Source organism: Streptomyces sp. NPDC055103 (genome assembly GCF_053607625.1).
Genome location: NZ_JBSGTX010000038.1, coordinates 9,621 through 33,841, shown reverse-complemented (window position 1 = coordinate 33,841; position 24,221 = coordinate 9,621). Strand labels below are relative to the sequence as shown.

General features: G+C 68.6%; 20 protein-coding genes. 15 read left to right on the top strand and 5 right to left on the bottom strand.

What is annotated here, in order from left to right; translation table 11 throughout:
• The first annotated feature begins 22 nt into the window (after window positions 1-22).
• The 3 genes from ACWFR1_RS23395 to ACWFR1_RS23385 are packed head-to-tail and all read left to right on the top strand — an operon-like array spanning window position 23 to window position 5,864.
• Complete coding sequence (locus ACWFR1_RS23395) at window positions 23-1,597, top strand: N-6 DNA methylase (protein ID WP_453554156.1); 1,575 nt, start codon at window positions 23-25, stop codon at window positions 1,595-1,597.
• Window positions 1,590-2,783, top strand: coding sequence for a restriction endonuclease subunit S (locus ACWFR1_RS23390; protein ID WP_453554154.1), 1,194 nt, complete (start codon window positions 1,590-1,592; stop codon window positions 2,781-2,783). The genes ACWFR1_RS23395 and ACWFR1_RS23390 overlap by 8 nt, the downstream gene beginning before the upstream one ends.
• A 3-nt stretch (window positions 2,784-2,786) precedes the next feature.
• A complete protein-coding gene (locus ACWFR1_RS23385) occupies window positions 2,787-5,864 on the top strand; it encodes a type I restriction endonuclease subunit R (protein WP_453554152.1) in 3,078 nt (1,025 codons plus the stop codon).
• Window positions 5,865-5,995: 131 nt separating this feature from the next.
• Here ACWFR1_RS23385 and ACWFR1_RS23380 read toward each other — a convergent pair whose 3' ends face one another.
• The 3 genes from ACWFR1_RS23380 to ACWFR1_RS23370 form a co-directional block, all read right to left on the bottom strand.
• Complete coding sequence (locus ACWFR1_RS23380) at window positions 5,996-7,762, bottom strand: tyrosine-type recombinase/integrase (RefSeq protein ID WP_453554150.1); 1,767 nt, start codon at window positions 7,760-7,762, stop codon at window positions 5,996-5,998.
• A complete protein-coding gene (locus ACWFR1_RS23375) occupies window positions 7,759-8,055 on the bottom strand; it encodes a helix-turn-helix domain-containing protein (protein WP_453554148.1) in 297 nt (98 codons plus the stop codon). The genes ACWFR1_RS23380 and ACWFR1_RS23375 overlap by 4 nt, the downstream gene beginning before the upstream one ends.
• A 169-nt stretch (window positions 8,056-8,224) precedes the next feature.
• On the bottom strand, window positions 8,225-8,719 hold the full coding sequence (locus ACWFR1_RS23370; protein ID WP_150163650.1) for a helix-turn-helix transcriptional regulator: 495 nt from the start codon (window positions 8,717-8,719) through the stop codon (window positions 8,225-8,227).
• Between the two features lie 322 nt (window positions 8,720-9,041).
• Here ACWFR1_RS23370 and ACWFR1_RS23365 point away from each other — a divergent pair, with 322 nt between their 5' ends.
• The 5 genes from ACWFR1_RS23365 to ACWFR1_RS23345 all read left to right on the top strand — a co-directional run bounded on the left by ACWFR1_RS23365 (window position 9,042) and on the right by ACWFR1_RS23345 (window position 15,765).
• Window positions 9,042-10,562, top strand: coding sequence for a DnaB-like helicase N-terminal domain-containing protein (locus tag ACWFR1_RS23365; RefSeq protein ID WP_453554146.1), 1,521 nt, complete (start codon window positions 9,042-9,044; stop codon window positions 10,560-10,562).
• Between the two features lie 250 nt (window positions 10,563-10,812).
• Window positions 10,813-12,174: a hypothetical protein gene (locus tag ACWFR1_RS23360; RefSeq protein ID WP_453554144.1), complete on the top strand. Its 1,362-nt coding sequence runs from the start codon at window positions 10,813-10,815 to the stop codon at window positions 12,172-12,174.
• A 215-nt stretch (window positions 12,175-12,389) separates the two neighbouring features.
• The gene (locus tag ACWFR1_RS23355; RefSeq protein WP_453554142.1) at window positions 12,390-12,950 is read left to right on the top strand and encodes a MobC family plasmid mobilization relaxosome protein; all 561 of its coding nucleotides are present in this window, start codon (window positions 12,390-12,392) and stop codon (window positions 12,948-12,950) included.
• The gene (locus ACWFR1_RS23350; protein WP_453554140.1) at window positions 12,947-14,647 is read left to right on the top strand and encodes a relaxase/mobilization nuclease domain-containing protein; all 1,701 of its coding nucleotides are present in this window, start codon (window positions 12,947-12,949) and stop codon (window positions 14,645-14,647) included. The genes ACWFR1_RS23355 and ACWFR1_RS23350 overlap by 4 nt, the downstream gene beginning before the upstream one ends.
• A gap of 326 nt (window positions 14,648-14,973) precedes the next feature.
• On the top strand, window positions 14,974-15,765 hold the full coding sequence (locus ACWFR1_RS23345; RefSeq protein WP_453554138.1) for a plasmid replication/partition related protein: 792 nt from the start codon (window positions 14,974-14,976) through the stop codon (window positions 15,763-15,765).
• Window positions 15,766-16,059: 294 nt separating this feature from the next.
• On the opposite strand, the gene serS is transcribed toward ACWFR1_RS23345, so the two are convergent.
• Window positions 16,060-17,352, bottom strand: a complete 1,293-nt coding sequence (serS, locus tag ACWFR1_RS23340; protein WP_453554135.1) for a serine--tRNA ligase — start codon at window positions 17,350-17,352, stop codon at window positions 16,060-16,062.
• A 198-nt stretch (window positions 17,353-17,550) separates the two neighbouring features.
• On the opposite strand from serS, the gene ACWFR1_RS23335 reads away from it, so the two are divergent.
• Window positions 17,551-18,573 (top strand): NAD-dependent epimerase/dehydratase family protein, encoded by a 1,023-nt coding sequence (locus tag ACWFR1_RS23335; protein WP_453554133.1) that lies wholly within the window; start codon window positions 17,551-17,553, stop codon window positions 18,571-18,573.
• Window positions 18,574-18,589: 16 nt separating this feature from the next.
• Here the strand turns inward: ACWFR1_RS23335 and ACWFR1_RS23330 are convergent, their stop codons facing one another.
• Window positions 18,590-19,609 carry a DNA-binding protein gene (locus ACWFR1_RS23330; RefSeq protein ID WP_453554131.1) on the bottom strand — a complete coding sequence of 340 codons (1,020 nt, stop codon included), beginning with the start codon at window positions 19,607-19,609 and terminating at the stop codon, window positions 18,590-18,592.
• Between the two features lie 538 nt (window positions 19,610-20,147).
• Between ACWFR1_RS23330 and ACWFR1_RS23325 the strand changes: the two genes are divergently transcribed.
• The 6 genes from ACWFR1_RS23325 (at window position 20,148) to ACWFR1_RS23300 (ending at window position 24,177) form a co-directional block, all read left to right on the top strand.
• Window positions 20,148-20,363, top strand: coding sequence for a hypothetical protein (locus ACWFR1_RS23325; RefSeq protein ID WP_367823241.1), 216 nt, complete (start codon window positions 20,148-20,150; stop codon window positions 20,361-20,363).
• Entirely contained in the window at window positions 20,360-20,626 is a 267-nt protein-coding gene (locus ACWFR1_RS23320; protein WP_453554129.1) for a hypothetical protein, read from the top strand. Before ACWFR1_RS23325 ends, ACWFR1_RS23320 begins: the two co-directional genes overlap by 4 nt.
• Window positions 20,627-20,838: 212 nt before the next feature.
• The gene (locus tag ACWFR1_RS23315; protein ID WP_367823237.1) at window positions 20,839-21,198 is read left to right on the top strand and encodes a hypothetical protein; all 360 of its coding nucleotides are present in this window, start codon (window positions 20,839-20,841) and stop codon (window positions 21,196-21,198) included.
• A gap of 4 nt (window positions 21,199-21,202) precedes the next feature.
• Window positions 21,203-22,504, top strand: coding sequence for a radical SAM protein (locus ACWFR1_RS23310; protein WP_453554127.1), 1,302 nt, complete (start codon window positions 21,203-21,205; stop codon window positions 22,502-22,504).
• On the top strand, window positions 22,501-23,379 hold the full coding sequence (locus ACWFR1_RS23305; protein ID WP_453554125.1) for a radical SAM protein: 879 nt from the start codon (window positions 22,501-22,503) through the stop codon (window positions 23,377-23,379). The genes ACWFR1_RS23310 and ACWFR1_RS23305 overlap by 4 nt, the downstream gene beginning before the upstream one ends.
• Before the next feature lie 15 nt (window positions 23,380-23,394).
• Window positions 23,395-24,177: a hypothetical protein gene (locus ACWFR1_RS23300; RefSeq protein ID WP_328943554.1), complete on the top strand. Its 783-nt coding sequence runs from the start codon at window positions 23,395-23,397 to the stop codon at window positions 24,175-24,177.
• Window positions 24,178-24,221: the final 44 nt, after the last annotated feature.

Sequence of the window (24,221 nt, the reverse complement as noted above, 5' to 3'; positions counted from 1 at the left end):
CGAGCAAGGACACCCCCGACTGATGGCAGTGACCCAGCAGGAGATCGAGAACCGCTTGTGGGACGCCGCCGACGAGCTGCGCGTGGCGATGCCCGAAGCGCAGTACTCCTCGGTCGTCTTCCCGCTGATGTTCTGGAAGTACCTGTCGGACACCTGGGAGCACCAGCACCAGGAGTTCCTGGCCGACAACGAGGGCCTGGAGGGCCTCTCTCCCGAGGAAGCCCGAGAGATCGAGTACCGCGACTACCAGTCGTTCGAGATCCCGTTCATCCACCCCGGAACCGTCCAGGAGCGTCGCGCCTCCTGGTCGTCCATCCTCGCCACCGTCACCCAACCCGGCCTGGGTCAGCGGGTCCGCGCCTCCCTGCAGGCCATCGAGACGGCCAACCCTGACAAGTTCTCCCGCCTGTTCGGGTCCATGACTTGGGCCTCCGAAGAGGTGTTGTCGGGGGAGGTGTTGGCGGCGGTCATGCAGGCGATGGACCGCACTCCAAAGATGCACGAGGGCAATGTGTCCCACGATGTGCTCGGCGGGGCGTACGAGTACCTGCTGAAGCGGTTCTCCGACGGGTCCGGCACCCGCGCCGGCCAGTTCTTCACCCCGCGCGAGGTCGTCGAGCTGATCGTCGAGGTCCTGAACCCCAAGAGCTTCGAGTCTGTGTACGACCCGACCTGTGGGTCGGGCGGCATGCTCATTGCCTCGGCGAACCTCCTGAAGGCCCGTGGCGGGCGGGGCTACACGCTCAGCCTGTACGGGCAGGAGGCCGTACAGGACACTGCGGGTGTAGCACGCATGAACCTCTTCATGCACAACCTGACCCAGTTCCAGGTCGAGGTCGGCGACACCCTCAAGGACCCGCGCTTCAAGAAGCCGGACGGGTCCATGGCGACCTTTGACGTGATCGTTGCCAACCCGCCCTATAGCCTGAAGTGGAAACCCTGGACCAAGGACCCTCGCGCCATCGGCGGCACCGCTCCAGCAAAGTCTGCCGATTGGTCGTTTGTGCAGCACATGATCGCCAGCATGGACCCGGAGAAGGGTCGTGCTGGCGTCGTTCTGCCCCACGGCGTTCTGTTCCGCGGCGGGGAAGAAGGGGCCATCCGGCGGCGAGTCCTGGACGACGACCTCCTCGAAGCCGTCATCGGGCTTCCGGCCAACCTCTTCTACAGCACTACCATCCCGACCTGCGTCCTGGTTTTCCGTGCTCCTGGCACCAAGGCTCCAGAGCGGCAAAATGGCGTGCTGTTCATCGACGCCTCCACGGGCTTCACCAAGGCCGCCAAGCGGAACATTCTCACCGACGCTGACATCGCCAACGTAGTGACCTCCTACCACTCCAACTTCGATGCCGACGGCCATCCGGTCGAAAACGACGGTGACGGCGGCTTGGCTGCGCGATTCGCTCCACTGTCGGAGATCGTGGTGAACGGGTACGACCTCAACATCGCCAGGTACATCAACCATGCCACAGCCGAGCATGAAGACCTGGGCACCCTCATCGATGCCTACAACATCGCCCGCGCCGAACGGCAGAAGACGGAGCAGCGCATGCTCGCGGTCCTCGCATCTGCCGGAATCGAGGGCTTCGATGAGTGATCAGTCGGAGTGGCCGCGGAAGGCGCTCTCCGAGGTTGGAGAATTGATCCGCGGTCGTCGTTTCACGAAGAACGACTACGTGGAGTCCGGGCTGGGCTGCATCCACTACGCGCAGGTGCACACCCGCTTTGGTGCTATCGCCAGGGATCCCCTCACGTTCCTAGCGGAAGATTCCCGTGCGCGAATGCGCCTTGCTCACCCGGGAGATCTGGTCATCGCCGCGACGAGCGAGAACGTTGACGACGTCGGTAAGGCAGTCGCATGGCTGGGCAACGACGACGTTGCCGTTCACGATGACTGCTACATCTTCCGTCACGGATTCGATCCTTCATACGCCTCGTACTTTTTCTCGTCATCTCTCTTCCATGCACAGAAGATCAAGTACGTATCCGAGACGAAAATCGTGCGGATCTCGGGCGCGAACTTGGGCAGGATCGAAATTCCCGTTCCCCCTCAGCCAGTGCAAGAGCGGATCGTCGAGGTCATCGGCGCGGTAGACGACCAGATCTCCGCGCTCGACGCCGAGGCCGACGCGCTGGATACCCTGCTTCGGGGGCGCAAGGAACAGCTGTTTGCCCACTACGCTGCCACCGCGACCACGCAGCTGATCGGTGAGGTCCTGGAAGAGATCAAGCGCCCCATCACCGTCGACTCTGAGGCCGAATACCTGCAGATCGGTATCAGGTCCCACGGGCGCGGGCTGTTCACCAAAGAGGCGGTGACCGGAGAGTCCCTGGGGTCCAAGAAGGTGTTCTGGGTTGAGCCCGGCGACCTGGTCATCAACATTGTCTTCGCTTGGGAAGGCGCGGTTGCCATTGTGCCCCCGGAGATCGAGGGCTATTGCGGATCGCACCGGTTCCCGACCTACAGGCGGCGCGACGGCGGGGACGTCGAGTTCTTCCGACTCTTCTTCTCTACCAAGACAGGCACACAGCTTCTGGCTAACTGCTCTCCCGGCGGGGCCGGACGCAACCGCACGCTGAACCGCAAGCGGCTGATGCAGTCGCCCATCGGCATGCCCTCGGCTCAGGAGCAGGACCGGGCCATCTGCGAGTTCCAGGCCCTGGAGGGGACCATCGTGGCCGCACACGCCGAGGCCGACCGCCTGCGTGCTGTGCGCGCCGCCCTGCTGTCCGGTTCGCTGGACCGCAGCATCGAGTTGGCTAACGCTGAGCGAGAGGCATGATCTGTGGCCAAGGGGATCCGGGAACGCGAGTTCCAGAACCTGATGATTCAGTGGTCCCTTCCGATGGGCTGGGATTTCACAGCTGGCAGGTCGCTACAGCGTGAGACCACGCAGACGGTAATCGCCGGTCAGCTGCGGGACGCCATAGTCCGGTTAAACCCTGGGGTGATCGACAGGTTCGACGTGGACGCGGTGGTCGAGGAGATCATCGCCACGGTCAACGCCGTCGAAGGCGGACTGGTGCGGGCTAACGAGCAGGTGCTGCACCTGCTGCGCGGGCATAAGGAGTTCCGGGACGCCGACGGCGTGTGGCACGCCCTAAAGGTCATCGACTTCGAGCGCCCCACTGCCAACACGCTGGTCGTATCGGACGAGGTGACCATAACCGTCCCCGGCAAGACCTCCCGCCGCTTCGACCTTGTGTACTGGGTCAACGGCCTGCCCCTAGTGGTGGTCGAGGTGAAGTCACCGACCGCGAAGTCTGCTTGGGCCGATGCCGCCCGCGAGATCAACAACGTGTACGCCACCGAGTACCCGTGGTTCTTCACCCCCAACGTCTTCGCCGTCGCCTCCGATGGGCTGAAGCTGCGGTTCGGCGCCGCCGGCGCGCCCACGAACCTTTGGCAGCCGTTCCGATCCACCGCCGACGACGAGAACCTGTCCGGGCAGGCCGACGTGCAGCGCTCCGTCGAACTGCTGCTTAACCCGTCGACCGTCCTGGACATGCTCGCCAACTTCGCTCTCTTCGACACTTCCGGGGGCGGGGCGGACAAGAAGTACCTGCCCCGCTATCCGCAGCTGGAGGCCGCGCACCTGATCCATGAGCGGGTCCTGGAGGGCGGGTCCAAGGGCCTGGTCTGGCACCACCAGGGGTCCGGGAAGACGCTGCTGATGGTGTTCGCCGCCTCGCTACTGCTGGCCGACACCCGCACCGAGTCGCCCACGATCATCCTGCTCTCGGACCGGACCCAGCTCGTGCGGCAGACCTCCGGGGTGTTCACCTCCGCGATGGGGGACGCTTACTTCCACCAGCCGGCCACCAGCCAGGAGTTGCGTTCCCTGCTGGCCGACGATGTGCGTGGCGTCATCTCCACGACTGTCCACAAGTTCGCCGACGCCGGAAAGAACCTGTCCACGCGAGACAACATCATCGTGTTGGTCGACGAGGCACACCGCACGCAGTCCGCCAAGTCGAAGTCCCTGGCCGGCCAGATGCGCGCAGCATTGCCGCACGCGAAGTTCTTCGGCATGACCGGCACCCCCATCAGGAACCTCGCCACCGACACCTTCGCCCTCTTCGGCGAGGAGACCGACCCGGGCAGGGTGCTGCACCGGTACTCGGTGTCCCGGTCTCTGCTGGACGAGGCGACCGTCCCGGTCATGCTGGACCCGCGCCCCGTCTCCTTCGAGATCGACGACCATGCGCTGCAAGCCGAGTTCGACCAGTTCGCCGACGACTTCGACCTCGACGACCCCGACCGTGAAACCCTCTCCCGTAAGTTCGGGCGCCTCACCTCGGTGTTCGCCAACCCCGAACGCATCCACGCAGTCTGCCAGGACATCGTGGACCACTACCTGGCCGGCGCCTACCGCAACGGCCTCAAGGCCCAGGTCGTCGCGTTCAACCGTGAGCTGGCCGTGGCGTACGCGGGCAAGATCAACGAGCTGCTGGCCGGCTTCGAGGCGTCGCAGGCGCTCGCCGAGGTCGGGAAGCATGGCCGGATCACTGCCGAGGTGAATATCTCCGTCTCCGACTCCAAGGACGAAGACCCCGCCATGCGGCCGTACCAGCTCTCGGAGACCGAGGAGGAGGAGCAGAAGCGCCAGTTCCTCGCCGCCGACGACCCGCTGTGCTTCCTGGTGGTGACCGCGAAGCTGATGACGGGTTTCGACGCCCCCAACGAGGGTGTCCTCTACCTGGACAAGCCGCTGAAGGCCCACACCTTGTTCCAGACGATCACCCGCCCGAACCGCACCTGGGTGTCCCCGGCCGGGTTCGTAAAGACCTCGGGCGTGGTCGTCGACTACATCGGCCTGGCCGAGGAGGTCCAGCGGGCTGTTGTCGACCCCACCGCGACGGGGGCTGGCAAGGGGGGCGGGTTCATCAGCGACGTGTCTGAGCTGGTCGCCGAATTCCGCACCGTCTTCGCCCGCATCGAAGACCTCTTCGTGGACGTGGACGACCTGGACCTCACGGTCCACGGATACGAGTCCGTGCGAGCCATCAACGTCTTCCTGGACTCCAACCCGGGCGCCGCCGAGGTGTTCTCTAAGGACTACCGGCTCCTGGCCCGCCTGTACCCGCTCATCAACACCGACAAGCGGGTCGCCAAGTATCGCGACGGCTTCGGGCTGTTCGGATCCGTCTACACAACCCTGTTCAAGAAGTCGTCCGACGAGGAGAGGAAGGAACGGCTGGCCGAGCTGGGGCCGATGGTCCTGGAGATCATCAACGCCCACGTCCACTCCTTCTCCGTGGTCGCCTCCCAGGAGGAAGCCCTCGTCCTGGATGCCCAGGGCATCGCCATACTCAAGGAGCTGTTGGCCCTCGTCCGCCCCAAGTCCAAAAAGGACGGCGACGAGGACAAGAGGCCGCCGTCCGCGGCGGAGATCCTGGACCACATCAAGGCCGCCCTCGACAAGGGCGTCGAGCCGGGGTCTGTGAAGTACACGGCCCTGGCAGAGCGGATCAAGCAGCTGCGGGACCGGATCATCCAGAACGCCCAGGATGCCCTGGAGTTCCTGTCCGAAGCACTCCGGATCGCCCGCGCCATCGTGAACGCGGAGAAGCACCCCGCCGAGGCCGTCGTCGTGCTCGACGACGACCATGTGGGTGTGCTGTCGCGGATCATCCTCGATCACGCACCGTCCGGCCTCACGGTCACGGAGAGGAACCTGGCCGAAGAGATCGACAAGGTGGTCACTCGCACTCTCGCCCAGGCATGGGACAACGCGGACGCCCGCAATCGAGGCGCCCGGCGCGCGACCGCCGCGGTCTTCCGCCGGTACATGTTGAAGCCGGTCGGGGAACCGTACGACTCCACCGTCGCCTACATCGAAGCCCACTACCTCGTCGACTGATGAACGCACGGAGGCCCGGCACCCCGTGGCGGGTGCCGGCCCTCGTCGCGCTGCGTGGGCCTAATGCACGCCCTGGCCTCACCTGGCGGCGCGCCGGTGTGGTTCGCCCTGGTGGGCGGCATTCCGGGGCACTACCCGTCGTCAGTGTCACCGTACTTACCCGGGTTCCGGGCTCGGTCCACAGCCTGTGCACATGCTTCGGCGAAGGCCACCTCGACGGCCGTCTTGTCCGTGCCTCGCACTTGGGCCTCGACCTCCTGGCCCGTGCCGGGTCGTCGGGCCGTGCGCCAGGCCGAGGCGCGGTCGGTGTAGCGGTCGGTCTCGAAGTCCCAGGCCGGCACCGACCACTGCTCCGGGACCCCGGTCGCCGCGCGTTCCCCGCCGGGGAGGAACAGGGCTCGGGCGTGGAAGACAACGGCCCGCTCCGGCACGCGGTCGCGGATAGCGCTCGGGCCGCCGGGGCCCTGGTGTTCCCAGCGCCAGCGGTCCCATTCTTCGACCTCGGCAGGGTGGTCGGGCCAGTCCTCGCTCCACCGGGCGACGACCTCGTCGGCGTGCTCGCGGTGGAGGAAGGGCACGCGTCGCTCGCCGAGGCGGGCGACGTGGACCATCAGCTCTGCTGGGACGGGGCTCTGGCTGGCCTCCGGCGCGGCACTCCCCTCGGCCTGGTCTGTGCCCCACAGGAGGCCGCCGACCTTGGCGGCGGTGTCCTTGAGGACGCGGCTGGTCAGGTGCTGGTAGCGGCGGCGCATCCGGGCGGACTTGCCGGGTTCCCAGCCCATGATGGCGTCGACGACCGCGTCGGAGACGCCGAGGATGAGCAGGACAGTTGCCGCGGTGTGGCGGGCGTCATGGAGGCGGGCATCGCGGACGCCAGCGGCCTTCAGCAGCTCCTTCCACTTGTGGTAATCCGTGTTCGGGTTCAGGGGCTCGCCGGTGGGCGAAGTGAAGACGTACCCCTTCTCCGTCCACAGGTCACGGGCCCGGGCTCGCTCGCGTGCTTGCTCCTCCTTGTGCTGGCGCAGGAGCTGAAGGAGTTCATCGGGGGCACCGATGGGGCGCTGGCCAGCGCGGGACTTGGCGTTCTTCGTCTCGCGGCGGGTGTTGATCTTCTGGGGGCAGTAGCCGGGTTTGCGTCCACAGCGTTCGCCGCAGCCGTGCTTGTAGCGGGGCCGCAGCCGGCCACGGCGTACGCGGACGACGCCTCGCTCGAAGTCGACGTCGTCCCACTGCATGCCGAGGACCTCGCCCTGGCGCAGGCCGAGGGCGAGCGCGATGACCCAACGGGCGGTGTTGCGGTGCTTGGCGGCCTCGGCGAGGAGCCGCTGGACCTCCTCGACCGTGTACGGCTCGACCTCCTCCTCTTCGACCTTGGGGGCCTTGGCGATGGAGGCCGGGTTCGCCGTGAGGTGCTTGCGGCGTACGGCCTCGTTCAGCGCCGTGCGAATCGTGCGGTGGGCCTGGTGGGCGGTGCCGGCGGCGCTGCCGTTGTCCTGCATCTTCTTGTAGAAGCGCTCCAGGTGCTCCGGGTCGAGCTTCTCCAGGCGGTGGGCGCCCAGGCCGGGGATGAGGTGGTGGTTCACCGCGACGCGGTAGCCGTCGATCGTGTTCTCCGAGACGTGCGCGGCGGCGATGTTCTCGACCCAGTGGGTGAGCCATGTCTTCACGGTCCACGACTGGCCGGCCTTGCGGACGGCGCCCTTGTCGCGCTGCCGTTCCAGCTCGCGTACGAGCTTGGTGACCTCGGCTCGGGTCTTGCGGCCGACGTGGCGACGGTCCGGGGTGCCGTCGTCCTTGACGCCGACGGTGACGCGGCCGTGCCAGCGCCCGTCTTTGCCGAGGTAGATGGACGAGGCGCCGTTGGGCTGGCGGGGCTTCGGTGCGGAGGCTCGCGTCATGCGGCGGCTCCGAAGTCGGTCGCCGACAGACGGCGGGCCAGGAATTCGTTCACCGCCTCTGCTGGGATGCGGCGCAAACTGCCGATCTTGACGGAGACGATCTCGCCGGAGGAGACGTACTCGTACAGCTTGGTGCGGCCGATGCCGATCCGGCGGGCGGCCTCGGCGACGGTGAGGGCGACCAAGGTCGTGTCGCCGGCGGATCGCCGCTCGGCCATCAGGGTTCGCAGGGCGTCTTCGGGGACGTCCAGGAGCTGGGCTATCTGGGAAATGGGCAGCACGGGCTGCGGCATGGGGTACTCCTCCCGCCGGCATCGCGGCGTCGCGGGAGCGGCAACTCCCGTCGGCCTGGCCGGTGGCGTCGTTCAGGGATGGATGGGTCGGTGGATGATGGTCGGCGACGGATGTCGCCGTGCGTGGCGGTTCTCGGCGTTCGTAGCGCCGCGAGGAGGCAGCAGCCGCCTATTCGCCGGTGGGTGGCTGCCCCTGGTTCCGCAGGTGCGCCCGCGATGGGTGCAGGCTCCTCTGCAGGGCCCGCTCTTCGAGCCGGAGGAGTTCGTCGACCTGTCCTCTCTGCTCGGGGCCCTTGTCCCCGTATGCATTGAGTTCCATGTCGATCTCGTGCAGGTGCATCTGGTTCCGGTCGATCGCCGCTCGCAGTTGGTGGTACTCCCGCGTCATCTGGACGTACTCACGGGCAAGCTCACGAATGCGGGGCGTGGCCAGCTCTCCTGGCGGCCCCGTCAGGTCCTGCATCGTGATGTCGAAGACCTTGCAGAAGCCGAGCGCCTCGTCGAGGTTGACCCTGCGACGGGGTTTGCCACTCTCGATGCGCCAGATCGCCGACTGGTTGATCGGATGGCCGACGGCGGCCATCTCCTCGGCGAGCTTCACCGTGCTCCAACCGCGGACCTCGCGCTCCAGCTTGATGCGGGCAGCGACGTGCTCCTCCGGCATCGGACGACCGGGGCCGACGCGCTCCGCGCCTTCCTCACCGCTCACTCGCACCTCCCTTCACACGACAACGGGTCCACTGGGGCCAGCATCCACAACTAAACATCGTTGCGGAGTGAAATGCAAGGCGTTGCGCTGCCGAAAATCTCGGCTATGGTCGTAGTCCGCCGTACAGCGACGGACGGATCCGCACACGCAAGCGGCCCCGGTGCTACGAACACCGGGGCCGAAGTAGAGGCTCCACCGCACAACCATCCATCCCTGAACGATCGAAACCGGAGGCCGGGGTTGCCGCCCCGTAATGGCCTGCCGGATGAGGAGCTCCGTGACCCAGGGTACGACCCTGCCATCCCAGACGCCATCCCGCTTCGACGAAGGTCCCGCCCCGACGGAACCTCCGTTCAACCTGGACGCCGAGCGCGCGGTCCTTGGCGCCTGCATGCACAAAGCCGACGTCATCGACGCGGTCCGGCCCGTCCTCGGCGACGACGCCTTCTACCGGCCCGCGCACGAGACCATCTGGCGCGCGCTCCTCACCCAGCACCGCGAGGACAAGCCGACCGACCCGATCGTCCTCACCGAACTGCTCCAGCAGCAAGGCGACCTGCAACGGGTCGGCGGTCCCACCTACGTGTTCCAGCTCGCCGACGCGCCCTACGGCACCGGCAGCGCCGAGCATCACGCGGAGATCGTCCGCGCGAAGGCCGACCTACGCCGCCTGATGACCTCCGCTGTACGGACCCTCCAACGGGCCCAGGAACCCGGCGCTGATCCCGAGGCGATCCGCAGCGAGGTCGAAGCGGAAGTGCGCGCCGAACGCGAGCGCGCACTAGCCTCGGGACAGGGACGGCTGTCCCGCTTCGCTACCAACGGATGGTCGTTCGTCAAAGAGAGCGGCGCGGACACCGAGCCCCTGTGGGGCACCCGTGAGAAGACCGTCTGGGCCTCCGGCGAGAGCCTGATGATCGTCGGCGCTCCGGGCGTCGGCAAGACGACCCTGGCCCATCAGGTGATCTTCGCCCGCATCGGCCTGCAGGAGACCGTCCTGGAAATGCCCGTCGCCCCCAGCAGGCGCGTGCTCTACCTGGCAATGGACCGGCCGAAGCAGATCGCCAAGGCCATGGCTCGCCGCGTCTTCCCCACCGACGAGAAGATCCTGCGCGAGCGGCTCGTGGTCTGGGAAGGTCCGCTGCCCGCCACCCTCGACAAGGAGCCCGACCTCCTCGCCGACCTCGCTGCCGCCCACCAGGCCGACACCATCGTGATCGACAGCCTCAAGGACGCGGTCAGCACGATGGTCGACGACAGCCTCGCGGTCGCCTTCCACAACGCCCGCATGCGCGCCATTCGCAACGGCGTGGAGATCATGGAGCTGCACCACCAGCGAAAGGCCACCGCCGACGCGCCGCGCGGCCAGCGCCCCAGCCTGGACCAGGTCTATGGCTCCACCTGGTTCACCTCCGGCGCGGGCAGCGTCCTGTTCGTCACCGGCCGGGCAGGCGACCCCGCAGTCACCCTGCACCACCTCAAAACCTCCACCGGTGAAGTCGGCCCCTTGGACGTCACCCACGACCACGTGCGTGGCACCACCACCGTCGACCCCACCAAGGACCCCGCCGTCCTGCTGCAGAACGCCCCCAACGGGCTGACAGCACGGGACCTGGCGACCGTCCTCATCGGCGGAGGCGACCCCGAACGTGCCGACATCGAGAAGGCGCGACGACACCTCAGTCGCCTCGTCGACAGCGGCCTGGCCAACAAGGCAGAGGGCATCGCCGGAGGGGCCGGAGGCGGCCAGCAGGCCCGCTACTACGCCTCCGCCCGCCACCTCACCGCCGTCGGCTGAGCCCCGCACCGAACCCCTGAAAGCGTTCACGCGACCGTCCACGCGGCCCCCGCGCCCGCACAGTGCCGTGAACCGCCCATAGCGCACACGCTCACTGCAAAACCGCAGGTAGAGCGATCACGCGACCGTCCACGCCGTACACGCACCCAAGCGATCACGCGCGGGGCCCCCTTTAGAAGGGGGCCCGCGTGTACGCCCCATCCGTGAACGCCGTGATCGCCTCCTCACTCGCCCCGGAGTAGCCCCGTACATGCCCCCTGCCATAACCGACATGCTCGCCACCGCTTCGCTCCCGTTCACCGATGGTCCGCTCCTGCCCGTGGCCGTCCTGGCAGTCGCCGCCGGCGTACTGCTCGCGGGCCTGAAGGCGCGACGCAGCCAACACCGCACCCGCGTTCGGAAGCGGCGCGTCTCGGCCGCAGTCGCCACTGCGACCGTGGCGGCGCTCGTGTGCACCGCCTACAGCGCGGACACCAGCTGGCGGTTCGCCGCCCACTACCTCGACATGCGCAACACCGCAGAGCGCGCCGCGATGTTCGCCGCCGCCGAGCTCGCCCTGTTCTCGATGGCCCTGATGGCCCGCCAGAACCTGCACGGGCCGCGGCAGGCAGCCGGCCTGCCCGGAGTCCTGGTCTGGGTGATCACCGCCATGCAGACCATCCCCGCCTACGCCGAGTCCGGCCCGGTCGGCGGCACCGTGCGTGCCTTCACCGGCCCGGTGATGGCCGCCGTGCTGTGGCACCTGGCCATGGGCATCGAGCTCCGCCAGCGGACCCCCGACGCCGCCTCCCGCGGGCTCGCCGCCGTCCTCACACGGCAGGCCCGCGAGCGGCTGCTCGCCCGCCTGGGGATCGTCGAGCAGGACCAGGGCGCCGCCCAGATCATCCACGACCGGGCTACGCACCGGGCTGTCGCTCTGGCCGCCCGCCTCGCCGAGATGACGCCCGAGCAGCGCACCGGACGGGCGGGCCGGCGCACCGTGCGCCGTCTGTCCAAGGCCCTCGCCCGCTCCGGCATCGACGCCGACCCGCTCCGCAACGAGCAGCTGCTGCGCCAGCTCGCCACCCGCCGCCAAGCAGCCACCCTGGCCACCATCGGCCTGCCCGAGCGCTGGACCACGCCCGCCGGGCAGCCCGTCAGCCCGCCCGACCACTCCCGGGCTGACGTCGACGAGCGGGCGGCAGGCAAGGGGCGGGCAGAAGACCGCGCCCGCCCGCACCCATCAGTTCCGGGCGACGAAGAACCCCACCCGGGCGTCCGCCCGCAATCCGCCCGCCCGAATCCCACCACCCGCTCCGGCCCGGAAACGACAGCCCGACCGGAACGGGCAGCCCGCCCGCAAGAGGCGGCTCCGCCGCCCACGGGCAGCGGCCCTGGCACCGCACCGGTCAAGCTCGCTACGTCGAAGCCGAAGCGGCCGGGCCACAAGCCTCGCGCTACCGACGAGATCCTTCGCGACTACGCCCACCGACTCCACGGCGAGTACGGCCGTCTGTCTCGCGACCTCCTGGAGCAGGCCGTACGCGGCGACGGATACACCGTCGCCAGCGACGACGCCGGCGCCATCGTCCGCGCGGTCAAGGCCGAACTGAACGCCTCCCACGACGGCTGACGACCACCTCGCCCATCCTCCCTCCCCTCCCGGAGATCCCGATCGTGACGCACGACCCCAACCACGCCGGCAACCCCGGCGTACTGCCGTCGCTGACGAAGTCGCCTACGCTGACGGAGCGTTTGCGGCGCGCGTTCGGACGGGCGACTCCTGGCGGAGCCAGTAGTACCCCGAGTCCGACTCAAGGCCGGTCTTCGGGGATCTCCGCCCCGGGGGTGGCGGAGACGGCCCGACGCCAGGGGGCGCCGGACCGGGAGGTCGGGACCGAGGGCGGCCCCGACCCAGAGACGCTCCACGCCGTCCAGCAGCAGATCCTCCGCCCCACACATGCCACCGAGCCGACGGCCGGCGAGCGAGCAGTGCAGAGCGTCGAGCCGGCGATCCGCCGTTTCAACGGAACCAAGCGGACCGTCCGTGTCGGCCCGCTGCGGTTCACCGGCGACGAGCACGCCGGCCTCCAGGAGGCTGCCGCCGAGCACGGCTACAAGGGGGAATCCGGCTTCGCCGCCGACATCGTCCTCGCGTTCGTATCCGGTCGGTTCACGGCGAACCTGCCGCTGTCCGAGGACCGGCGCCGCACCCACATGTTTCGCGCCCAGGTGCTGCGCGAGCTCAACCGGATCGGCGTCAACGTCAACCAGATCGCCCGCGCGCTGAACAGCGACCTCACCCCACCCGACATCCGCCACCGACTCGACGAGCTCCATCGCCTGCTGGAGCTGATCGCCGAGGCCCTGCGCGAACCCGCCGAATCCAGGAAGGACCTGGCCGCGTGATCGCCGCCATCAAACCGGCCGGGTCCAACACCCGTGGCCTGCTCGCCTACCTCTACGGCCCCGGTCGCCACGACGAGCACGCCGACCCGCACATCGTCGGCGGCTTCGCGGTGCTCGGCATGCCCGACCCCGGCCGCGACCCCGATGCCACCCTCACCCAGCTCGCCCGCCACCTCGACGAGCCCGTCCATCTTCGGAACAGCGAGTTCGGCAAGAAGGTCACCGACCACGTCTGGCACTGCCCCGTCCGCACCGCCCCCGAGGACCGCCACCTCTCCGACACCGAGTGGGCCGACATTGCCCAGCGCATCGTCGAAGCCGCCGGCATCGCCCCGCCCGGAGACGACCTCGGCTGCCGGTGGATCGCCGTACGCCACGCGGACGACCACATCCACATCCTCGCCACCACCGTCCGCGAGGACGGCCGCCGCCCCAAACTCCACGACAGCGGCATCCGCGTCGGCGACGCCTGCCGCGAGATCGAGAAGGACTACGGTCTGCGTCGCCTGAAGAAGGGCGACCGCACTGGCACCCGCGCCCCCACCCAGTCCGAGATGCACAAGGCGCAGTGCCTCGGCTGGGAGCAGACGAGCCGCGAGTGGCTCCAGGACTGCATCCGCGCCGCCATCCCCCACGCGCGCACCGCCGAGGAGCTCCTCGGCTACCTCGAAGCTGACGGCATCGCGATCAGGGCCCGCCGCGGACCTTCCGGAGACCTCCTCGGCTACGCCGCAGGCCGTCCCGACGACCTCAACAAGGACGGCGAACAGATCTTCCACCCCGGCGGCAAGATCGCCCCCGACCTCACCCTCCCCAAGCTCAAGGCCCGCCTGGAAGCCAGCCAACCCGAGGAACACCCCACCGCCCGGCGCAACCGCCCGACCACCGCTTGGCACCAGGCCACCGAAGCCCTCGACAGCTTCCGTACCGACCTTGCCGACGACACGCACGCCCAGGCACACATCACCGCCCTCGGTGAACTCCTCGAAGCCACATCCCAGAAGGCGCCCATCCACCTCCGCGCCGAACTCCAGGCCGCATCCAAGGCATTTGCACGCGCCCAGCGCTCCCAGACCCGGGCAGAAGACCGCGCTGCCCACGCCATCCGGAACGCGGCCCGCGACATCGTCCACACCGCCACCGGCCCCGACGGCAGCGCCCTCGCCGCCCTCATCGCCGCCCTTCTGTGGGCCGGGATCCTCGCCAACCGCTGGCACGAGGCCAAGGGCCACGCCCACCAGGCCGACGCCGCCCGCCGAGCCCTCCACCACCTACAGGGAGCCGTCGACCAGGCCCTCACCCCCACGCTCGTCGTGCTCGAACAGCGTCAACCGAAGCAGGAAACCCGCCGCACTCTCGCCCATGACGTACGCGCCGCCATCCCCGACCAGGCCGACCGCATCCTCACCGACCCCAGCTGGCCAGCCCTCGCCACCCTCCTGGCCGACGCGGAGGCCCGAGGCCACCAACCCCACCAGCTCCTGAAGGAGGCCGCAGCCCAGCGCGAACTGGGCACAGCCCGCCAGCCGGCCCGCGTCCTGATCACCCGACTCCAGCACACCAGCCGCAACCCAAGCCCCAACCTTCGGGCCGAAGCCGCCCGCCTCCGCACCACGGCGTCGGTGACCGGCCAGCAGGCCACCGCCGCACAGCCGCCAGCAGTCCCCGGAGTCCGGCCCAACCGCCCGCGACGCTGACCCCCGAAATCTCCTCAGTGGCACCCGCGCTGTGCCCCAGCCGGACACGTCTGCCCCGGAGCACACCGCGGCTGTGCTCATATGGTCGGCCGCCACCGTGGCCGGTCACCGACGCCGAGGGGCACAGGCGGATCCGGACGCGATCGCCGTGGGAGGGCCGACGTATATAGCCGACGATCCCCGGTTAGCCAAACCGGGGATTCCCCAGACCATTTACATGCCCGGGCCCTGCGCCCAACCCCACCAAGCCGCACAGCACCGCACGGTGCTGTCGGCACACCCACACCACAAGGAGCACCACCCTGAAGTTCCACCCCACCGCTGCCATGTTCCCGCCGCTCAGCGACGAGGAGCTTCACGAGCTGACCGAGTCGGTCAGGACCCACGGCCTGCGTCACGCGATCGTCCTCGGCCCCGATGGGACCGTCCTCGATGGCCGCCACCGACTCGCTGTCTGCAAGGCTCTCGGAGTCGAACCCCGCTTCACCACCTACGAAGGCGATGATGCCGACGGATACGCCCTCTTCGTCAACATCCGCCAGCGAAAACTGACCACGGGACAGGCCGCGATGATCGGTACCAAGGCCCAAGCCGGCACCAAGACGAACGAGCACCTCTCCCCCGAGGAGGCGATGCGTTCCCTCAGTGAGACGACCGGTGTCCCCACGGGCCGACTGGAGCTCGCCGACATGGTCATGCGAAACGAGCCCGAGCTCGTTGAACCGGTCATCACGCGTACTGTCAGTCTGGACAAGGCCCACGAGATCGCCCTCACCAACAAGGCCCGGGCACAAGCCAGCCAGAAGCACCTGGCCCGCCTGCGCACCGAGGCACCTGACCTCGCAGACCTGGTCATCATGGGCGAACTCACCGCGCTTCAGGCATGGAACAAGCACCGGGATCGCATCAAGGAAGACGCACGGCAGCGCAGGGTCGCGACCTATCTCCTGTGCGATGTCGTGACGTCTCTGGCACAGACGCGGGGCACCAGAACCTTTGCCAAGTACGACCCCCAGTACCAGGCTCCGGGCCGCCCCGTCACCCGCGAGACCATCGCCCACGCGATGACCGCGCTGACCGAAATGGACGCTGTATGGCGGGAGCGTGACCTCCCCTGAGCCCTACCCGTGGGGCCCGGCAACGGAAGATCATTCGGCAGGTGGGACACGTCCGCCCCACACCTCACCAGGTCCTTCGAGATGCATGGCCGGCACCTCCGGAGTCGCATCCTCATCCCGTGACTCCATAGCCCATAGCCCATAGCCCGACTTGACCTCATGACGCCTCTGGGGGCCAGCGCCGAAACGCCTTGGCCCCCAGAGGCTTGCGCCTACCAGCGCGGCTCACCCTCGATGAGGCGGGCAACCTGCGGCCATGGAAATCGGAGCTCGCCGAACAGAGCCCGGTACGCGCTACGCCTCCGGTGTTCCGTCCGCCGAGATGCGGCGGAAGCCTAGGTACGGGAAGAGGGATTCCGGCAGGACGATCGAGCCGTCCTGCTGCTGGCACTGCTCGAGGAGCGCGGCCAGCGTGCGGCCGACGGGCAGGCCGGAACCGTTGAGGGTGGCGACAAGCTTGGGCTTGCCGTCCTCGCCTCGGGTCCGGATGTTCGCCCGGCGGGCCTGGAAGGTGCCGAAGTTGGAGACCGAGGAGATCTCCCGGTACGTGTTCTGGCTCGGGATCCAGACCTCGATGTCGTACGTGAGCTGGGCAGAGAAGCCCGTGTCGCCGGCGGGCAGCTTGATGACCCGGTAAGCGAGGCCAAGCTCCTTCAGGCACGCCTCGGCGTGACCGACCATCGTCTCCAGCTCGGCGTCCGCCGTCTCCGGGTCGACGATCTTGACCATCTCGACTTTGGCGAACTGGTGCTGGCGGATCAGACCGCGGGTGTCCCGGCCATACGAGCCGGCCTCAGAGCGGAAACACGGGGTGTGGGCGGTCATGGCCAGCGGCAGCTCAGCCGGCGGGATGATCTCGTCGGCGTAGAGGTTGGTCAGCGGTACCTCGGCTGTCGGGATGAGGAACAGCTCACGGTCGGCTACGCCGGTCTTGAACAGGTCCTCCTCGAACTTCGGCAACTGTCCGGTGCCGGTCATCGTCTTGCGGCTGACCAGGTACGGGACCGCGTGCTCGACGTACCCGTGCCGGCGGGTGTGGATGTCGAGGAACAGCGTCGCCAAGGCGCGCTCCAGGGCAGCGCCCGCCCCGCGGGAGACGACGAACCGGGGGCCCGACAGCTTCGTCGCCCGGGCGAAGTCGAGGATGCCGGTGCTCTCGCCGAGGTCGACGTGGTCCTTCGGTTCGAAGGGGAAGGCCGGCGGCGTGCCGACGCGCCGGACCTCGAGTGCGAACTCCTCGGAGTCGCCGTCCGGGGCCGCGTCGTCCGGCAGGTTCGGGATGGTCAGGAGCAGCTCGCGCAGCTCCTCCTGTACCTGCTCCTGCTCGGCGTCGATGTCCCGGATCTGGTCCTTCAGCTCGCGGGCACGCTCCTTCATCTTGGAGATATCGCCGCCCTGCTTGGCCGCCTGTTGAACCTCGCTCGCCACCCGCTTGGCCTCCGTCCGCAGCTCGTCGGCTGAGCGGATGTTCTGGTTGCGCCGGGACTGGAGGTCTTCCAGCCGGGACAGGTCCAGGGAATAACCGCGACGAGCGAGCCGGCGAACAGCTTCGGCACCCATTTCGATCAGGGCGCGGGCGTCATGCATGAGGGGATCCTTTTTATCCAGCGAGTGGGATGGGGATTCCAGAGCGACGGTAGCAACAGCGACCCCTCGCGGATCCGGAATATCGCCGTGTGATCTCTACGGCGCAGCGCTACTGGGCTCACGTACTGTCCAGATCCCGCCAGCCTCGACCAGGGTCGGGATGGTGCCCGCCTGGTGCTTCGTGACAGGGTCGACCCCATGCGGATTTTGGTGATGGGCGGCACCTGGTTCCTCGGCCGCGCGATTGTTGACGAAGCTCTGCGACGGGGCTGGGAGGTGACCACCTTCAACCGCGGCCGTTCCGGTGCGGTAGAGGGCGCCGACACGGTCCGCGGTGACCGTACCGACCCCGACGACGTGAAGCGGCTGGCCACTCACGGGCCGTGGGATGCCGTCATCGACACCTCCAGCAGCGAGTTCTCGCCTCGTGATGTACTCCTCGCCACCGAGGCCCTGCGCCCGGTTGCCGCCCGGTGGGTGCACGTCTCCACGGTGTCTGTTTACCAGGGCTGGCCCCACCACCCCCTCACTGACGATTCTCCGCTGCTGGAGTGCCCACCGGACGCTGACGAGTCGTTCGGTCACACCGGCCCCGACGGCAGCCCGACGAAGTACGGATTCCAGAAAGCTGGCGGAGAGGCCGCGGTGAGGACCGCGTTCGGGGACGACTCGGTGTTCGTACGGCCGGGGGTGATCCTGGGCCCCGGCGAGTACGTCGGCCGCCTCCCGTGGTGGCTCACCAGGGCCCATCGCGGCGGCCCGATCGTTGTCCCGGCGCCGGGCGAGCAGCGCATCCAGCCCGTCGACGTGCGCGACGTCGCCGTCTTCGCCGTCGATCAGGCCGCGGCCGGTACCCCCGGGCGGGCCTTCAACATCGCCCACCCCGAGGGCATCAGCTGGGCGGACTTCATCAGCGCATGCCTCGCGATCACGGGCGGCGTCGGCCATCCGGTGTGGACCGACGCTGCGACCCTCACGGCGCACGACGTCAAGCAGTGGACAGAGCTTCCGCTGTGGCGTACCCATGCCGGCGTGTGGTCCGTCGACGCCTCCCGTGCCGTAGCAGCCGGGCTCCGGTGCCGTCCGCTCGCGGACACCATCGCCGACACCTGGGCGTGGATGCAGGCGGACGGACGACCGGTCGAGCACCCGAGGTGGTCCGAACACGGAGTGGCCCCGGACAAGGAGGCCCGGATCCTCACTGCCCTCGGGCAAAGGTAGGAAGGGGCGGAGCGGGTCAGGAGTCGATGGCGAGCAGTCCTCGCCCAGTACCCAGCTGCCTCGGCGCTGAACGGCGGCCGAACTCCTCGATCCGCTCGCCCAGCGTGATCGCCGCGCCCGCCCCCCTGAAGGCGGGGGCGGTTAGCGCCCGCCTCAAGGTCCCCGTGCGCTCCAGCAGTCCCGCCACGCGTTGGTCCTCAGGAATCGCCCAGACCGTCTCCAGCGTCACCGTCGCCGCGTCCAGGTCGCCCCGCAGGAGCTGCGCGGCGGCGAGGTCGGCCGCGGCCTTCCCGCGCACCGACACCGACTGCCGGGCCGGCGGCCGGGACGAGACAAGGGCCAATGCCTGCTGTGCGGTGGTCTCGGCACCTACCCCGTCGCCGACGAGGAGGGCTGTCGTGCCGTTGGACATCAGCAGCCGCTCCTCGCTGAACGCGAACTCGCCGCCCACGCCGTCGTGCAGCTCGTCCCGCTCCCCTCGATCCTGCTGGGTCGATGCGACGAGCGCCCGTGTCGCCCGCTCGTGGTCTCCGAGGTGTCCGTGGGCGCGAGCCTCGATGGACAGCAGTCGACGACGCGCGGTGTCCCCCAATCCGGCGTAGGCCAGCGCCGTCCGGGCCTGCCGTACCGCCTCGGACGGCCGCCCCGTGAAGTAGGCGCAGATCGCCAAGGAGCCAGTCGCGTAGGCGCGCAGCGGATCGAACCGAGCCATCTCTCCGTACAGGGCTGCCGACCGGGCAAGGCGAGCCGAGTCGTCCAGGGAGCCGAGGTCGAATGCGGCGGTCGACAGCAGCGCGCACGCCTGCCCCGCCACGATCAGCAGGTCCTGTTGCTGGGCGGGCACCTGCGTCAGCCCCCGCTGGTGCTCCGCCTCCGTGCGAAGCACTCTGGCGCGCCGGAAGATGTCGAACGCGCTCACCGCCCCATACGAGCGGGCGAGGGCAAGAGCATCGTCGCGGAGCTGGTCGATGGTGGTGTCGGATACGGACTGCGCGGCGGCAGCACCGGCTTCATCTGCGGCGTCACGTGCGGTCATGGCGATGTCACTTTCGAGGTCGTACACAGCGGGAGCCCCCGACGTGGTCGGGGACGACGCAGGTGGAGGACCGAAAAGGGCTACGGTCTCCACCTCGAACAGGTGCTCAAGCACGCGGCATGTATCCGGTCCCGGCAGGGTTTTGATCCGGCCCGACGTCCACCGTCGGAACTGCGCCTCCGATACCGACAGGCCCGGTAAGCCGGCCTGCGATGCCGCCCGTGCGAAGGCGGTGGCGAAGTCCCGGTACCGCCAGCGTCGTTGCTGGACTAACACCCGCAGCAGCGTGGCCGGATCTTGCATCGGTCGCTCCCTCAAAGTCAGGAGACGGACCACATCGCCCCGTCCCTATGCGTTGCCTACCGGCCAACAGGCTTGATCTGCAATGGAATCCGCGCACATGACATGCCGATGCCACCTCCATGACACCCCACACACCCAAGTCGGCACCAGATGACACTGGCCGCGTCATGGCCGTGACACCCGCACCGGAGCGACTCTTACGCCACCCCAAAGAGACCAGCGAAGGGAACGGACCGTGAGCAGCCCCCGGCTTCCCCGCCGAACCCCCGGCGCGACCAACCCGCAGTACGAGGCAGCCGTAGCCCCGTACGCGGAGTCGGACGCGGCCCCGTCGTTGGAGAGGCGCCGCTTGCCGCAGGCGGCGGAGGCATTCCGGACCGAGCACGGTGATCCCGCCACCTGGAGCTCCGCCCAGTTCGACGCCTTCCTCGGTCTCGGGGGTGCCCAGTGATCACGGCCAACGACGCGAATCTCTGGGTGGCGGACGACCGTGGCCACCAGCTCCTCGGCCGAGAGGTCGTCCAGCCCTCCAGCGGACGACGCGGAACCGTCGCCACCGTCCTGATCTACACCTCGAAGACCACCGACAAGGTGGTCAAGCGGGTCGCGCACATGCGTCCGATGGACGACTCGGGCCGCGAGTGGACGGCGGATCCCGGATCGCTCCAGCCCCTGCTCCCGAGCGCCTCGAACGTGGCGGCGGACACTCGGTGACCACCGTCCAGTCGGCACGGGGCAACGGCACCCGGAGCTGAACAGACTTCCCGCCCGTTGCCGGTCAACCAGACGACCACGCGTGGGAAACGGCGCCCCTGGGCGCCGAGCAACAAACCGGTCGGAGTGCAGTCGGCTCTCCGACCGGCGGCCAGCAGAGCGGATCAGAGCTGCCCAACCCGGGCAGTCACCCTTCCATCAAGGAGATCGGCATGCCGAAACCCAGGAAAGAGAAGCAGAACCACCTGATCTACGCGGACGTCGTGGACTCCAAGTCCAAGGCGGGTGTGTGGATGGGCGAGCGCGCCTCCTTCCGCGAGAAGCAGGGTCGCATCCTCGACGCGCTCAAGGAGCGCACCGACTGGGTCGAGCTGAACGACGCGATCATGGTCATCAGCACCGAGCCCGCCGGCCTCACGGTCATCGTGCCCAACCCGACGCTGCCCGGCGTCATCGTCCTCTCCGACGGCGGCAGCCCCGCGGCCTCGGCCCAGCTCCAGGCCGGCGCCGAGGAGCAGGTCCGCGCCGTGATGGCCGAGCTGGGCATCGCCGAAGAGGAAACGGCGGCCTGACCCAGTGGCCGCTCCCCTGCAGCTGTGGGGGAAGTACTTCCAGTACGACCGGGCCGGGGAGGCTGTACTCCTCGACCCGGTCACCCTGGAAAGTGTGCTTCTCGACTCCGGCGAGGTCGCTGACCTCGCCGGAGTCTCCCCGACCGCGACCCACGAAGCCCTCGCCGGGCTCGGCTTCACCCAGGACGGCCCCGCCACCGACCGCCGTGAAGCACTCCACAACCGCCTCAACGCCCTCGGTTTCGACCCGACACCGCAACGGATCAGCGGGCTGCGGGTGGTCCTCACCGACCGCTGCAACATGGCCTGTACGTACTGCTTCGTCGACACCAACAGCGGCAAGCCGGACATGACCGAGGAGGAGCTCGCCACCGGCCTGGAGTTCCTGTTCGAGCAGAACGCCGGCCAGGAAGAAGTGTCGATCCAGTGGTTCGGAGGCGAGCCGACCATCCGCTTCGACCTCATGAAGTACGGCGACGAACTCGCCGACACCCTCGCCGCCCGCCACGGCGTCGCACGTGTCCGCCGCACAGTCGTCACCAACGGCGCCCGCCTCACGGACGAAGCCCTCGACCACTTCGTGCAGCGCGAGTACGGCGTCGGCATCTCCATCGACGGCCCGCCCGGAATCAACTCCGCCAACCGGCTCCTCCTGGGCGGCCAGCCCGCCGACGACCGGATCCGCCGCAACGTCGGCCGCCTGGTCGCGGCCAAGGGCCTGCACGTCGGATGCAACCTCACCCCCACGGCATCGAACATCGGGCGTCTGGCCGAGACCGTGCGGTGGATCATCGACGACCTCGGCCTGAAGTTCATCTACGTCAACACCCCCATCCCCACGGGGGGTGAGTGGCGAGTCAACGGCGCCGATCTGGCCCGCGAGCTGTACGAGGCCCGCCTGACCGCGCTCGGCAGGGGCGGGATGCTCTTCTCCGTCCTCGACCGCGCGTTTCAGGCTCTCGACACCCGCCGGCCGATGCTGTTCGACCACATGCAGGGCGACCGCAGCCTGAACGCCGCCCTGCTGCCCGGCAACCGGGTCAGCGTGTGCGACATCAACTTCACCGAGCCCTTGTTCCTCCACACCGTCGACGAGCTCCGCCAGAACCCCGGCCTGCTGGCCGCTGCGGCCAAGAAAGTCGCCCCGATCCCCGCCTGCGGCAACTGCCCGGCCCTGGCCATCTGCGGCGGACCGTCCCGAAACGAGCAGGCCCTCATCGGCGGCGACACCCCGGACCCGCAGATGTGCGCCTTCTACACCAGCACCGTGGCCATCGCGGTCTGGGACAACACGGGGGTGCAATGAGCACGCCCGCCCGCACAGCGCTGGTCTCGACGGCCGGCCACTGCAAGGTCGCCTGCGGTTTCTGCTTCCGCGCCGACCGCGCCCACGGCTTCCTCAGCATCGACACCTACACCCGGGCCCTGTCCCGGCTGAAGGAGACCGGGGTGGAGGGCGTCTGCCTGACCGGAGGCGAGCCGACCCATCACCCCCAGCTCCGGCAGCTCGTCCGCTTGGCCCACCAGTTCGGCATGGCGGTGTCCATGGTGACCTCGGCCCGCACCGAGGCCGAGGTCACCGCCCTCGCGGAGGTCGAGCACCTTCTGACCAACGTCACCGTCTCGGCCGATTCCGAGGGCGCGATGGCCCTTGGTCGGACGACCCGGACCGTGGCCTCCGCCGTTGCGACGCTGCTGGCCGTAGACGTTGCCGCGAAGGTCCTCCACTTGACCTATTTGGACGTGGCGGAGGAGGAGGCAGCGCAGATCGCCGGCCTCGTCGCCGGGACAGGCATTGAGGTCCAGCTCAGCCCCGTACTCCTGAACGAGCAGGGCTTGATCAGGGCCGGCGGATCGCTCCAGGACTCTGTGAAGCTCAGAGAGGCTGACACGGCGACCCTTGCCGGGCGCTTCCGTCTGTCCAACGCGTACCGGTCCTACCTCGATGATCTGCGTCGGATGCAGCTGTCCGACGACGAGGGCCATCCCTGCCGGTCAGCGACCCTCTACATGTCCGCCGAAGGCGAGATACGACGTTGCCCCTACGGCGTGGACGGGGTCAGCGTCCAGGCCCCGCGTGCCGAGATCAGGGGCTTCCTCGAAGCGCCGTCGAAGGACCGTGTCGGACCCGACTGCGCCGCCATCTGCCGCCCCGCGTCGCACGCCTGCGCGGCGGCCTGAGACCAGGGAGCCATCGTGCACGCACCGGTCTCTGTCACCGACCCGCACAACTTCACCGCCTGCTGGAGGCAGCCGCCGAACTTTCGCCTGCACGTCCCGTTCGACTACCTCTTCATACCCGCCATCGACATACTCGACCACATCCGCCAGGACGAAGAGGTGCGATTCACCATCCTCGGCGAGGAGGACTGGCAGGTCCGCATGGACCGCACTGCCGCCTTCCGGACGGCCCCGGTCGAGGAGATCAGCACCTGGCCCTTCCGCCTGGTGCACTTCAACCTCTCCCGGTTCTACGGCGAACTCCTGGACGGCTTCCAGGACGAGGTCGTGATCCCCTGGCGCACGTACCTCGCCTCCCAGGGATTCACCTGGCAGCGGTGCGCGCCTATCCTCTTCCTGTCCTCTCAGGGGGCCACGTCGACGTACCACAACGACAACTCGCACGGCCTCGTCTGGCAGGTCCACGGCACCAAGACCTTCCACAGCTACCACAACCCCGACAAGCACCTGTCGGCCGAAGCCGCCGTCCTCGGTGAGACCACAGCCGAGGAACCGCCGGCCCACGACGAGACGGACCGGCAGTCCGTGACCATGCACCCCGGTGACCAGCTGTGGAGCCACGCCCTGACCCCGCACTGGGTCACCACGGAGTCTCCGCTCGCCCTCAGCGTCACGTTGTCCCACGGCGGCCTGTGCCACCAGGGTCGCTACGCCGACCGCGAGCTCGCCCTCCGGTCCCACTGGGACAAGAACCCGGCCGAAGCATGGGCCCTCGACCTGGGCCACACCCGCTACTGATCACCCCGTGCTCTGTCTCCTGTCTCTTATACACATCTGACGCG

Bases quoted from the DNA above. Each gene is read 5' to 3' on its own strand.
- ACWFR1_RS23380 (WP_453554150.1), bottom strand. From the start codon at position 7,762: ATGACGCGAGCCTCCGCACCGAAGCCCCGCCAGCCCAACGGCGCCTCG.
- ACWFR1_RS23345 (WP_453554138.1), top strand. From the start codon at position 14,974: ATGTTCCCGCCGCTCAGCGACGAGGAGCTTCACGAGCTGACCGAGTCG.
- ACWFR1_RS23330 (WP_453554131.1), bottom strand. From the start codon at position 19,609: ATGACCGCACGTGACGCCGCAGATGAAGCCGGTGCTGCCGCCGCGCAG.
- ACWFR1_RS23335 (WP_453554133.1), top strand. From the start codon at position 17,551: ATGCGGATTTTGGTGATGGGCGGCACCTGGTTCCTCGGCCGCGCGATT.
- ACWFR1_RS23360 (WP_453554144.1), top strand. From the start codon at position 10,813: ATGCCCCCTGCCATAACCGACATGCTCGCCACCGCTTCGCTCCCGTTC.
- ACWFR1_RS23305 (WP_453554125.1), top strand. From the start codon at position 22,501: ATGAGCACGCCCGCCCGCACAGCGCTGGTCTCGACGGCCGGCCACTGC.
- ACWFR1_RS23395 (WP_453554156.1), top strand. From the start codon at position 23: ATGGCAGTGACCCAGCAGGAGATCGAGAACCGCTTGTGGGACGCCGCC.
- ACWFR1_RS23375 (WP_453554148.1), bottom strand. From the start codon at position 8,055: ATGCCGCAGCCCGTGCTGCCCATTTCCCAGATAGCCCAGCTCCTGGAC.
- ACWFR1_RS23370 (WP_150163650.1), bottom strand. From the start codon at position 8,719: ATGCCGGAGGAGCACGTCGCTGCCCGCATCAAGCTGGAGCGCGAGGTC.
- serS (WP_453554135.1), bottom strand. From the start codon at position 17,352: ATGCATGACGCCCGCGCCCTGATCGAAATGGGTGCCGAAGCTGTTCGC.
- ACWFR1_RS23390 (WP_453554154.1), top strand. From the start codon at position 1,590: ATGAGTGATCAGTCGGAGTGGCCGCGGAAGGCGCTCTCCGAGGTTGGA.
- ACWFR1_RS23315 (WP_367823237.1), top strand. From the start codon at position 20,839: ATGCCGAAACCCAGGAAAGAGAAGCAGAACCACCTGATCTACGCGGAC.